This is a genomic window from Micromonospora radicis, assembly GCF_003583405.1.
Lineage (GTDB): Bacteria > Actinomycetota > Actinomycetes > Mycobacteriales > Micromonosporaceae > Micromonospora > Micromonospora radicis.
The window spans coordinates 37,651-48,639 of the sequence record NZ_QXEC01000030.1; the positions used below are offsets into that span (position 1 = coordinate 37,651).

At 72.4% G+C, this 10,989-nt stretch carries 9 protein-coding genes; 6 read left to right on the plus strand and 3 right to left on the minus strand.

Annotation, left to right across the window (positions count from 1 at the left end; all coding sequences use genetic code 11):
• Positions 1–33: 33 nt before the first annotated feature.
• Complete coding sequence (gene eccCa, locus D2L64_RS23515; RefSeq protein WP_119579382.1) at positions 34–3,999, minus strand: type VII secretion protein EccCa; 3,966 nt, start codon at positions 3,997–3,999, stop codon at positions 34–36.
• A 170-nt stretch (positions 4,000–4,169) separates the two neighbouring features.
• On the opposite strand from eccCa, the gene eccD reads away from it, so the two are divergent.
• Positions 4,170–5,558 (plus strand): type VII secretion integral membrane protein EccD, encoded by a 1,389-nt coding sequence (gene eccD, locus D2L64_RS23520; RefSeq protein ID WP_119579383.1) that lies wholly within the window; start codon positions 4,170–4,172, stop codon positions 5,556–5,558.
• Positions 5,559–5,567: 9 nt separating this feature from the next.
• On the opposite strand, the gene D2L64_RS23525 is transcribed toward eccD, so the two are convergent.
• The gene (locus tag D2L64_RS23525) at positions 5,568–6,314 is read right to left on the minus strand and encodes an SUKH-3 domain-containing protein (protein ID WP_119579384.1); all 747 of its coding nucleotides are present in this window, start codon (positions 6,312–6,314) and stop codon (positions 5,568–5,570) included.
• Positions 6,315–6,455: 141 nt separating this feature from the next.
• Here D2L64_RS23525 and eccB point away from each other — a divergent pair, with 141 nt between their 5' ends.
• The 3 genes from eccB (at position 6,456) to D2L64_RS23540 (ending at position 8,670) form a co-directional block, all read left to right on the plus strand.
• Positions 6,456–7,883, plus strand: a complete 1,428-nt coding sequence (gene eccB, locus D2L64_RS23530; protein WP_119579385.1) for a type VII secretion protein EccB — start codon at positions 6,456–6,458, stop codon at positions 7,881–7,883.
• Between the two features lie 156 nt (positions 7,884–8,039).
• Positions 8,040–8,369, plus strand: coding sequence for a WXG100 family type VII secretion target (locus tag D2L64_RS23535; RefSeq protein WP_119579386.1), 330 nt, complete (start codon positions 8,040–8,042; stop codon positions 8,367–8,369).
• Positions 8,370–8,382: 13 nt separating this feature from the next.
• Positions 8,383–8,670, plus strand: coding sequence for a WXG100 family type VII secretion target (locus tag D2L64_RS23540; RefSeq protein WP_119579387.1), 288 nt, complete (start codon positions 8,383–8,385; stop codon positions 8,668–8,670).
• Between the two features lie 95 nt (positions 8,671–8,765).
• On the opposite strand, the gene mycP is transcribed toward D2L64_RS23540, so the two are convergent.
• On the minus strand, positions 8,766–10,055 hold the full coding sequence (mycP, locus tag D2L64_RS23545) for a type VII secretion-associated serine protease mycosin (protein ID WP_119579388.1): 1,290 nt from the start codon (positions 10,053–10,055) through the stop codon (positions 8,766–8,768).
• Positions 10,056–10,243: 188 nt separating this feature from the next.
• Between mycP and D2L64_RS23550 the strand changes: the two genes are divergently transcribed.
• Positions 10,244–10,636, plus strand: coding sequence for a YbaB/EbfC family nucleoid-associated protein (locus D2L64_RS23550; RefSeq protein ID WP_119579389.1), 393 nt, complete (start codon positions 10,244–10,246; stop codon positions 10,634–10,636).
• Complete coding sequence (locus D2L64_RS23555; RefSeq protein WP_119579390.1) at positions 10,633–10,974, plus strand: hypothetical protein; 342 nt, start codon at positions 10,633–10,635, stop codon at positions 10,972–10,974. Before D2L64_RS23550 ends, D2L64_RS23555 begins: the two co-directional genes overlap by 4 nt.
• Positions 10,975–10,989: the final 15 nt, after the last annotated feature.

Below are 10,989 nucleotides of genomic sequence, written 5' to 3' on the forward strand. Positions count from 1 at the left end.
ACGGTAGGCCGGTCGGGCAACCCCGTACGCTGCTCACGACCGGGGCGGAAGGTTCACCAACTGCACCAGACGGGTGCCGCCGCGCCGCGACACCAGCCAACCCCGACCCGGCGGCAGCGGCCCCGGCCGAACGGTGCCGAGCAGTACCCCCTCGTCCCGGTTGCCGGACATCACGATGCCCGGCGTGCTGATCTCCCGCAGCCGCATGAGCACCGGCTCGTAGAGGGCCCGGCTCGCACCGCCGGTGCGGCGGGCGATGACCAGGTGCAGGCCGATGTCCCGGGCCTGCGGCAGGAACTCCAGCAGCGGAGTCAGCGGATTGCTGCCCGCACCGGCGACCAGGTCGTAGTCGTCCACCAGCACGTACAGGTCGGGGCCCTTCCACCAGTCGCGGGCGCGCAACCGTTCCGCCTTGATGTCGGCCGGGGGCAGCCGGTCCCGCATCACCGCCGCCACCTCGGCCACGATGCTCTCGGTGACCTGTGCCGTCGAGCCGTACCCGATCAGGTGCGGCGTGTCGATGTCGCCGAGCAGGCTCCGCCGGTAGTCCACGATGACCAGCCGAGCCTCGGTCAGCTCGTGCCGGTCGACGATCGTCTGCGCCAGCGCCCGCAGGAAGGTGCTCTTACCGGTCTCGCCGTCGCCGAAGAGGATGAAGTGCGGGTCGGCGGCGAAGTCCAGCTGCACCGGCTGCAGGTCGACCTCGGCGATGCCGATCGGGACGCCGGGACGTCCGGTGCTCGGCAGACTGCCGTACGGCACGCTCGGTGGGAGCAGCCGGATCGGCGGCGCGCCCGGCCCCTGCCAGGCGGCGGCCAGGTCGGTGACCAGCTTCCGGGCCCCCTCCGGCAGGGTCTGCGCCTCCTGGGCGCCGTCCGCGCGGGGCAGCGCCGCCAGGAACTGCTGCCCGTCTGGCGTGATGCCGCGGCCGGGTGACCGCTCCGGCACGTTCATCGCCGCCCGGCGGTCCAGGTTGGAGTCGCCCGCGTCGGCCAGCCACAGTTCCAGCCGGGTGCCGAAGACGTCGCGGATGGCCGGGCGCAGGTCCATCCACCGCCCGGCGGTGACGATCAGGTGGATGCCGAAGGAGAGGCCGCGGTTCGCGATGTCGTTGATGGTCGGCTCGAGATCCTCGAACTCGGCGCGCAACGTCGCCCAGCCGTCGATGACCAGGAACACGTCCCCGAACGGGTCGTCGTCGTGCTGGCCGTGCCGGCGGGCCCGCCGGTACTCGGCCATCGAGTCGACACCGCGCTCGGCGAACCGGCGCTCCCGCTCGCCCATCAACAGCTGCAGTTCGGCGACGGTACGCCGGACCAGCCCGGCGTCGAGCCGGGTCGCCACCGAACCGACGTGCGGCAGGTCGCGCAGCGACGACAGCGCGCTGCTGCCCAGGTCGAGGCAGTACACCTGGGCCTCGCGGGGGGTGTGGGTCAGCGCCAGCGAGGTGACCACGGTCCGCAGCAGGGTGCTCTTGCCGCTCTGCGGCCCGCCGACGATCACCCCGTGCCCGGCCGCACCGGCCAGGTCGAACCAGAGCACGTCGCGGCGCTGGTCGAAGGGCTTGTCGACGATGCCGACCGCCACCTGCAACTCGCCTAGCAGACCGGCGTGTGCCACGGTCACCCCACGGGTCGGGTCGGCGGTCAGCGGCGGCAGCAACTGGTCCAGCGTCGGCGGTTCGGCCAGCGGTGGCAGCCACACCTGGTGTGCCGGTTTACCTCGGCCGACGAGCCGTCCCACCAGGATGTCGAGCACGCTCTCGCCGACCCCGTCGGTCGGTTCCGGCACCTCCTGCGGCGCCGGGGTACGGGTCACCGGCGGGGCCACGTACGTGGTGCTGTACTCGCGTACCCGGTCCTCCCCGTCGCCCGCCGCCACCGCCGCGGCGGTCTTGCTCCGGTAGGCGCCGGAGACGTACGCGGCCTTGAAGCGCACCAGCGGTTCGGTGCCGAAGCGTAGGTAACCGTGGCCGGGCGACCGGGGCAGCTCGTACGCGTCGGTGGCGCCCAGCACCACCCGGGACTCCATCGCCGAGAAGGTCCGCAGACCCACCCGGTACGACAGGTGGGTGTCCAGCCCGCGCAGTCGCCCCTCCTCCAACCGCTGCGAGGCGAGCAGCAGGTGCACCCCGAGCGACCGGCCCACCCGGCCGATCTGCACGAACATGTCGATGAAGTCGGGCTTCGCGGTGAGCAGCTCGGAGAACTCGTCACAGATGATCAGCAGGCTCGGCAGCGGTGACAGCGGGGCACCCGCGGTGCGCGCCTTCTCGTAGTCGCGCTGCGAGGCGTAGTTGCCCGCCGAGCGCAGCAGCTCCTGGCGGCGGACCAGCTCACCGTTGATGGCGTCGGTCATCCGGTCCACCAGCGGCAGTTCGTCGGCCAGGTTGGTGATCACCGCGCTGGTGTGCGGCAACCCGTCCAACCGGGTGAAGGTGGCGCCGCCCTTGAAGTCGACGAGCACGAAGTTGAGGCTCTCCGACGAGTGCGTGGCGGCCAGCGCCAACACGAGGGTGCGCAGCAGCTCGGACTTGCCGGACCCGGTAGCCCCGATCAGCAGCCCGTGCGGGCCCATGCCGTCCTGCGCCGACTCCTTCAGGTCCAGCTCCACCGGGGCACCGTCGGCGCCCACCCCGATCGGCACCCGCAGCCGGTCCCGGTTGGGCCGGGGCTGCCAGGCGCGGTCGACGTCGAACTCGTACGGGTCACCGATGTCGAGCAGCTCGGCCAGGCCCAGCTCGGCGGTGAACGGGCTGTCACCACCGCCGCCCCGGGACGCGGCCGACAGCCGCAACGGGGCCAGCTGCATGGCCAACGCCTCGATCTCGGCGACCCGACACTCGTCAGCGCGGCCGATCTCCGCCGGGCCGTCCACGGTCATGCTGTGCAGCTGCCGGTCAGCCGTCACGTCGAGCACCAGCCGGGCCCGGTCCAGCAGCCGGGGCGCCGGGGTGGACAGGTCGAGCAGGGTGACGCCCTCCACGCCACCGTCGGTCATCAGGTGGTCCGACCCGGCAATGTCGCCGCCGTCGATCACCACCAGCACGTGCGGGCCGCCGACGTGCGTCGCGCCGCCGCTGGCGTTGAACCTCGGGCGGCTGGCCAGCACGTCGTCGAGCATCGCCTCCAGCCCGGTCACCGAGGACGCCACCAGTCGCAGCTGGCCGAGCGCATCGGTACGGCTCGGGTGAAGCGCGTGCGGCAGCCACTTCGTCCACTCCCAGGCGGCCCGCCGATCCGCGGAGACGCAGACGGCGACGAGCATGTCGTCGGGGGCGTGGAACGCGGTGGCCTGGGCCAGTACGGCCCGGACCAGGCCACGGGCGGCGTCGAGGTCGCCGCGCAGGTGCACCCGGGCGAACCCGTTCAACGCCATGGTCACCGGCAGGTCCGGCACCTCGCCGTAGGTGGTGAGGAACCGGCGCAGGGCCAGTGCGCACATCGGTTCGAGCTTCTCCAGCGTCGTCGCGGGCGGCGGCACCAGCGGAGTGGCGAGTTCCTGTGGGCCGAGTCCGATCCGCACGGTGGCGAAGTCCACGTCACCGCGACGACGCTCCCACAGTCGCGGTCCGAGCGGCAGGGACCACAGGACGTCCGGATCCGGGTGCCGGTAGAACGCGGCCTCGCGCTGCTTGCGGACCGTCTTGAGCACCCGGCGGCGCTGCCGCGACAGGTGCGTCATGTACTCCCGACGCCGCTGCAACATCTCCTGCTTGCTCGGGCCGCCCGAGTTGTTGGTCAGCTGGGACCCGAGCATGCCGATGGCGGAGAGTCCGAACAGGCCGCCGGTGACGTAGCCGAGCGTCGAACCGCCCCGACCGGCGAACATCAGCGCCATCGCGAAGGAGCCGGCGAGCATCGGCAGCATCATCATCATCTGCCCCCAGCCCTTGCCGCTGGGCGCGGGTACCTCGGGCGGCGCCTCCAACAGCACCTCGCCGGAGGGATACTCCGGCTCCGGCTGTCGGGCGGGTCGCTTGACGACCATCGTGCTCACGTGACAGACCTCCGTTGCCTCTCGTGGGCGTGGCAAGCACGCCCGGCACCCCCGCACGCTCGGCCGCCGCGGTGAACCGGCACCCGCGTCACCGGCACATGGTAGGTAGCCTTCTCCCGTCAGGACAGCCGCGGGCCGCTCGGCCCGCTCCTCGTACCGAGGGGTCGTCAGTGGTCACCCAGGCCGGAACCGGACTCGCGCGCATCGTGATCGTCGCCCCAAACCGGCGGCTGGATCTCGCGCTACCCGAGCATCTGCCGCTCGTCGGGCTGCTGCCCGCCGTGCTGCGCCAGGCCGACGAGGAGCCGTCGGACGGCACCACGCACGGCGGGTGGATGCTGCGCCGTACCGACGGCAGCACCGTCGACCTGACCCGTACGCTCGCCGCGCACAACGTCCGCGACGGCGAGACCCTGCACCTGGTGCCACGCCGTACGGAGTGGCCCGAGCTGGCCTACGACGACCTGATGGAGGCGGTGGCCGACGGCGCCCGCCGACGCGGGGTGGCCTGGACCCCGTTCGCGACCCGGTTGACCGGCCTGATCGTGGCCGGGGTGTTGCTGCTGCTCGGGCTGGTCGTGATCGTGACCTCCGCGGAGCCGGGCTGGCTGGGCGGTGCGGTCGCCCTCGGCGTCGCCGCCCTGCTGCTGCTCTGCGGGATCGTGCTGTCCCGGGCGATGGCCGACTCGCTCGCCGGTGCGGTCGTCGCCGCGGCCGGCCTGCCGTACGCCTTCGTCGGCGGCGTGCTGGTGATCGGCACGGGCGAGTCGGTGTGGGCGCTGGGCGCGCCGCACATCCTGCTCGGCTCGGCGGTCCTGCTCCTCTCCGGGCTGCTCGGACTGCTCGGGGTGGGTGACGCGACCCGGGTCTTCGTGGCGGCCGTCTTCGTCGGCTTCTGGGGCATGGTGGGCGGGTTGCTCGCCCTCGGTTCGATGGACGCCGCCCAGGGCACGGCCGTCGTGGTCAGCGCGGTGGCGTTGTTGCTGCCGGCGATGCCGGTGCTCTCCGTCCGGTTCGGCAAGATGCCGATGCCGGCGCTGCCGCGTACCGCCGAGGATCTTCTGCGCGACGAACCGCAGCCGAAGCGCGAGGTGATCTACCAGGCCACCGCCCGGGCCGACGAGGTGCTCACCGGCATGATCTTCGGGGCCTTCCTGGTCACCGTCGGGTGTCTGGTCGTGCTCACCGCCACCGGCACCCGCTCCGCGCTGCTGCTGGCCGGGGTGATCTCGTTGGGCTACCTGTTGCGGGCCCGGCTGGTGTCGACCGTCCGGCACCGGGTGCCGCTGCTCGCCGTCGGTCTGGTGGGACTGGGCCTGCTGCCGCTGGTGGGTGCCGCCGACGCGTCGACCGCCGCCCGGGTGCTGGCCGTACTGCCGGTGGCTCTGGTCGCGGCCGGGCTCTCGGCCGGCGCCGGACTCGCCTACAGCCGGCGTGCCCCGTCCCCCCGGCTGGCCCGGCTGGGCGACATCTGCGACATCCTGCTCCAGCTCGCCGTCGTGCCGGTGGCCTGCAGCGTGCTGGGCCTGTACGCGTTCATGCGGGCGATCAACGGCTGACCGGCGGGTTCACCAGTCGAGGTCGCTCGCATCGGTCATCTCGTCGCCCCGGATCAGGCTGACGATGGCGGAGTCGAGGTCCGGCCCGACGAAGAAGTCGTCGGCCCAGTGCAGCATGAAGACCCGCCCCTGCGCGTCGATCACCAGCTCGGACGGGCCGTCCTCGTTGTTGCCGAGCGGGTAGACCGGGTTGCCGTACTCCTCGGCGAAGATTCGTGCCGACTCCGCCAGTACCCCGCCCCGGGTCGGATGGATGTAGCTGGTGAAGCCGCCACCGAGCCGGCCGCTGTTGCCGAACTGCGGCAGGACCAGGCCACCGAACTCGTTGAGCGCGGCCCGCGCCATCGGCGGACAGTCCAGGCCCGCCAGGTCCTTGGCGAAACGGACCATCCAGTGGTCGACCGCTGAGGTGACATCGCGGCCGGGGAACCAACCGGCCGACTCCAGAACGTGGCGCGCCTCGGGCGGGAACCGGCCCTCGGCAGCACGCCGTCGCGCGTACCGCTCAGCGATCATCTGTTCGGGCAGTGACGGCCACTGGGACACCTCGCCGGTCTTCCGGTCGATGACTGCACGCGGGTAGCCCGTGGCCGGCGGCGGCGCCGGGGGCCCGTCGGTGACCGCGGGCGCCGGTTCGGCTCGCCAGGCCACGTAGCCGAGGTCGAACTCGTGCAGGAAGATCTCCGGCGTCGACCCGGCGCCGCCGGCGTCGGCCCACCGGCGGGCGATCGCCAGGGCGTCGTCGCGACTGATCATCCTCGGGCTCCTCGGGCTGCCGGCGTCGGCGTCGACGGTCGGGCCCGGGTGCGGGCACCGGCTGAGCCGACGTCGTGCCTATGGTAGGCACCGCGGTCCGGCGGTGGTGGCCGTGCCGGCGTACGCCAGGGGGAGGGTGCCATGCCGTCGCGGCGGGACCAGGTCCAGTCGTACCAGTTCTTCGTCCAGCGGATGACCTCCGCGTTGGTGGCGCGGGAACCCGACCCGGAGGCGGCGCCGTTCCGCCGCCTCGGCGGTGCCGGCTTCGCCAGCGTGATGGTGGCGGTGCTCTGCCTGGCTGCGGTCGGTGTCTACGGGCTGCTGCGACCCGGCGGCGCGACGAGGTGGAAGGACGGCGCCGCGGTCGTGGTGGAGAAGGAGACCGGCACCCGGTACCTGTACCGGGACGGCCGGCTGCATCCGGTGGTCAACTACGCCTCCGCCCTGCTGGCCCTGGAGGCGGCCGCCCCGACCGTCTCGGTCTCCCGCAACTCGCTGGTCGGTATCCCGCGCGGCCCCCGGATCGGCATCCCGAACGCGCCGGACGCGCTGCCGGCGCCGAACCGGATCCTCGATGGCCCGTGGACCCTGTGCACCCAACCGGCCCGGGACGCGGCCGGGGGCGTGGTCGCCACCACCGTGCTCACCGTAGGCCGGGCACCGAGTGGTGGCCGGGAGCCCGGTGACGCCGCCCTGCTGGTACGCGATCGCAAGACCAAGCGGCTGCACCTGGTCTGGCGCGACCACCGGTACGAGATCCGCAACGAGAAGGTCGTACTGGAGGGGCTCGTGATGAGCGCCGAGCCGGTGGTGGAGGTCGGTGGGGCGTGGCTGAACGCGTTGCCCGCCGGTGAACCGATCACCCCGCGTCGGCTGGCCGACCGGGGCGGCATCTCGACCGCGTTGCCGGACGCCCGGATCGGTCAGGTGTTCGTGGTGAAGAGCCAGAACGACAGCCGTCAGTACTACCTCGCCGACCGGGAGCGGCTGGTGCCGATCACGCCGGTGCAGGCGGACGTGCTACTCGCCGACGGGGAGACCCAGGCCGCGTATCCGGACGGGGTGAAGCCGGTCCCGGTCGAACTCGCCGCCGGTACGGCCGCCGCCGCGCCGAAGGCGTCGGCACCGGGGCAGGGGCGGCACCGGGCACCGGAACAGCGGCCCGAGATCGCCCGGTTGGCCGGGAACAATCCGGCGGTGTGCGCCGCGTACCGGCCGGGCGAGGACGAGCCGACGGTGTTGCTGGACGCGCAGGTCCAGCCGGTACGCGAGCCGGTGCGGACCGGCGAGCAGACCGGCGACGGCGTCCCGTTGGCCGACCGGATCGTCATCGAGCCCGGCTACGGCGTCCTGGTCGAGGCGGTGTCCTCACCAGACCAGGAGAGCGGCACCCTCAACCTGGTCACCGACCTGGGCTACCGCTATCCGCTGGCCGCCGAGGCGGTGCCGGCGATGCTCGGCTACGCCGAGGTTCGTCCGGTACGTCTCCCGGCCGGCCTGGTGGTCCGGCTGCCCGCCGGGCCGGTGCTCGACTCGAGTACCGCCAAACTCTCCCTCGACCCGGAGTGACCGAACGGCCACAATGGAGCCGGACGGGTCGGCGGGCGGGATAGCGCAGGTTGGATGCGACCCGTTACCGTTCGAACGACGGGGTGCGTAAGCGCCGACTACAGGTCGCCGCCAGGGACGTGGGGCGATCCAACGAGGACGGGGGTGACTTCCGCCATGTCGATGCGTACCGACACCGGCTTGATGCTGAAGACCGAGGGTGACGTCGATGCCGTCGCCGATCGGCTCACCGGCAATCTCAACTCGCTGATGGACCAGCTCGCACCGCTCTACGACCAGTGGAAGGGTGCCGGCGCGGGCTCCTTCCAGCAGGTTCGTGAGCGGTTCGACCAGGACATGGCCCGGCTCAACGTCGCACTGCGGGCGATCGCCGAGGCTGTCGGCTCGGCCGGTAAGGACTACGACGTCAGCGACGAGGAGATCCGGTCCGACATGGACAGCGCCGGTGCGACCGCCGGTCAGATCACCGCGGCGTTGAAGCTCTGACGGGGGGATTCAGATGGAGATTCGCTACAACTTCGCCGGTCTGAACGCGGCGGCGGACAGCTGCGGCAGTTCGTCCCGGAACATGACCAGCGAGCTGGAAGGGCTCAAGACCGGCATCGCTCCGCTGCTGGCCACCTGGGACGGTGACGCCCGTGAGGCGTACTTCCAGCGTCAGCGCGAGTGGGAGTCGGCCGCCAACGACCTGCGTGACCTGCTCGGCCGGATCGAGCGGGCGCTACGCGAGTCGGCGGCCAAGATGCAGGCCCGTGAGTCGGCGAACCGGGCCAAGTTCGGCGGCTGAGCCGCCCCGTACCACCCGATGGCCCGGCCGACCGCCGGGCCATCGTCGTCGCTACCGCCGTCCGGCGCCGGGCCACGCCCGGTTGCCGGTCGAGGTCAGCCGCGTGGCGTCGAGGTCGGCACCCGGAAGAACGCCTCCTCGGGCTCGTCGATCTCCGGCCGGGCGGGCGGCTCCGCGGTCGGCCGGGTGGGCCGCCAGCGCGTGCGCCGGCCGCGCGGCAGCAGGGCGGCCAGCACCGCCACGCCGACCGCGATCGTCGCCAGGCCCAGACCGATCCAGAGCGCCAGCCGGCCGGCGAGCCCCCACCGCTCGGCCCGGGCCAGTGCCGCCGCGTCGTGCGGCACCTCGGGCAGCGGTGGCTGGGTCACCGGTTTCGCGGTGGTGAGCCGTTCGGTGACCGCCCGGTACGGGTTGACCACCCCGCTGCCGTACCCGCCCGACGCGTCACCCCGGGCCGGATCGGCGGTGGCCAGGATCCGCCGGGTCACCTCCTTCGCCGACAGACCCGGCTCGGCCGAGCGGATCAGCGCGGCGGTCGCGCTCACCATCGGCGCGGCGAAGCTGGTGCCGTCGTAGACCGCGTGACCGCGCACCCGGGTCGCGGCCACCACCGCCCCACCAGGGGCCACGATGTCGACGTACGGCCCGACCTGGGACTGCCGGATCCGGGCACCGCTCTGGTCGACGGCACCCACGCCGATCACCCCGTCGTAGGCGGCGGGATAGGGCACCGGGTCGGGCCGGGTCCCGTCCTGATGCTGGTTGCCGGCGGCGGCGACCAGTACGACGTCCCGGTCGACGGCGTACCTGACGGCCCGTTCCACGTCCGGGTCGGGCCGGTAGAGCGTGACCGACATGTTGATCACATCGGCGCCGTCGTCGACCGCGCGGACGATCGCCCGTGCGAAGACCGCGCCGGTGACGGTCTCGCCGCTGCCCTCGGTGGCGTTCCGCTCGCTGACCCGTACCGGCACGATGGTGACGTCCGGTGCCAGGCCGTGGAAGCCCACCCCGTCCTGCCGGTCGGCGGCGATGATGCTGGCCACCGCCGTGCCGTGCGAGACGCAGTCCACGTCCCCACCCGAGGCGCCGCGCAGCGCGTCGAACCCGGCGGTGACCCGCCCGGCCAGCTGCGGATGGTCGCCGTCGGTACCGGAGTCGACAACCGCGACCCGCACCTGGGCGCCGGTGCTGAACGGCCACACCCGCTGTGGCGCCAGCCACCGCTGGTGCCACGGGGTCTCCGTGTTGACCTCTCCCGGACTGCTCGGATTCTGGCAAACCGTGGTCGCGGCCCGGGCCGCCACCGGAGCCGGCGCCGCCAGCACCGTGACCACGGCCGCTCCCACCAGGGCGAATGCCGCAATAGGACGGTCGCGGGTCATTCGTGCTCACCTCCGGTCAGCCGGTGCCGGTGCATCCTATCGACGGGTGGGCACCGACCGAGCACTCAGATGTCGCCCACATTCAGTATGGTCAAGCTGGTCCGCCCTGGTGCGGGCGGAACGTCTGTGCCCGCTCGGTGCGTGCCGACCACGGGTACGGGAAGGACCGGGTACGGGGAGGACACGCCATGGACGTTCAGGCAATGCGCGCCCGTGCCGACGAACTGATGACCCAGTTCGAGCGGATGCGCTCCGGTGTGGGCGACCTCCAACAGCAGCTCAAGTCCGTGGCGGTGACCGCCACCTCGGACGACGGTCTGGTCACCGTCACGGTCGGGCCGCGCGGTCAGGTGACGAAGGTCGAGTTCGACCCCCGCATCTACCGTCGCCCGAATTCCAAGGAGCTCTCCGCCACGGTCACCGAGACCATCCGGCGCGCCACCGAGAAGGCGATGGCCGAGGTCGAGCAGCTGCTCCGGCCGTTCGTGCCGGACAGCCAGTTCCAGGCGTACATCGAACACGACCTCGACGGCATCTTCCGTCAACTGGACGGCGACCTACCCCGGGAGGACCGGCGATGAGCGAGTTGCGGGAGACCTTCGTCAAGCCGGAGGCCGCGCTGGACGCCGCCAACACCCTCGGCGCCGCCGGGGCGCGGTTGGCGTACGCCTGGCAGGGCCTGGCGGCGCGGATCGAGACCCTCAACGGCGACGAGCCCTGGGGTGACGACGAGCCGGGCAAGGAGTTCAACAAGCACTACCTCGGTGGCGAAGGCCAACCGGCGGCGCAGGTCCTGAAGGTGGCCGGCGGTGTCGTACCGGTGGTGGAGCTGATGGGGCCCACCGTCAAGGGCGCGGTCGAGGGCACCGTCGACGTCGATGACATGGTCAGGACGCTGTTCGGCGGCGAGGACAAGTAGCCGTCCGGCGAGCCG

Bases quoted from the DNA above. Each gene is read 5' to 3' on its own strand.
- D2L64_RS23525 (WP_119579384.1), bottom strand. From the start codon at position 6,314: ATGATCAGTCGCGACGACGCCCTGGCGATCGCCCGCCGGTGGGCCGAC.
- eccB (WP_119579385.1), top strand. From the start codon at position 6,456: ATGCCGTCGCGGCGGGACCAGGTCCAGTCGTACCAGTTCTTCGTCCAG.
- D2L64_RS23535 (WP_119579386.1), top strand. From the start codon at position 8,040: ATGTCGATGCGTACCGACACCGGCTTGATGCTGAAGACCGAGGGTGAC.
- D2L64_RS23540 (WP_119579387.1), top strand. From the start codon at position 8,383: ATGGAGATTCGCTACAACTTCGCCGGTCTGAACGCGGCGGCGGACAGC.
- mycP (WP_119579388.1), bottom strand. From the start codon at position 10,055: ATGACCCGCGACCGTCCTATTGCGGCATTCGCCCTGGTGGGAGCGGCC.
- D2L64_RS23550 (WP_119579389.1), top strand. From the start codon at position 10,244: ATGGACGTTCAGGCAATGCGCGCCCGTGCCGACGAACTGATGACCCAG.
- D2L64_RS23555 (WP_119579390.1), top strand. From the start codon at position 10,633: ATGAGCGAGTTGCGGGAGACCTTCGTCAAGCCGGAGGCCGCGCTGGAC.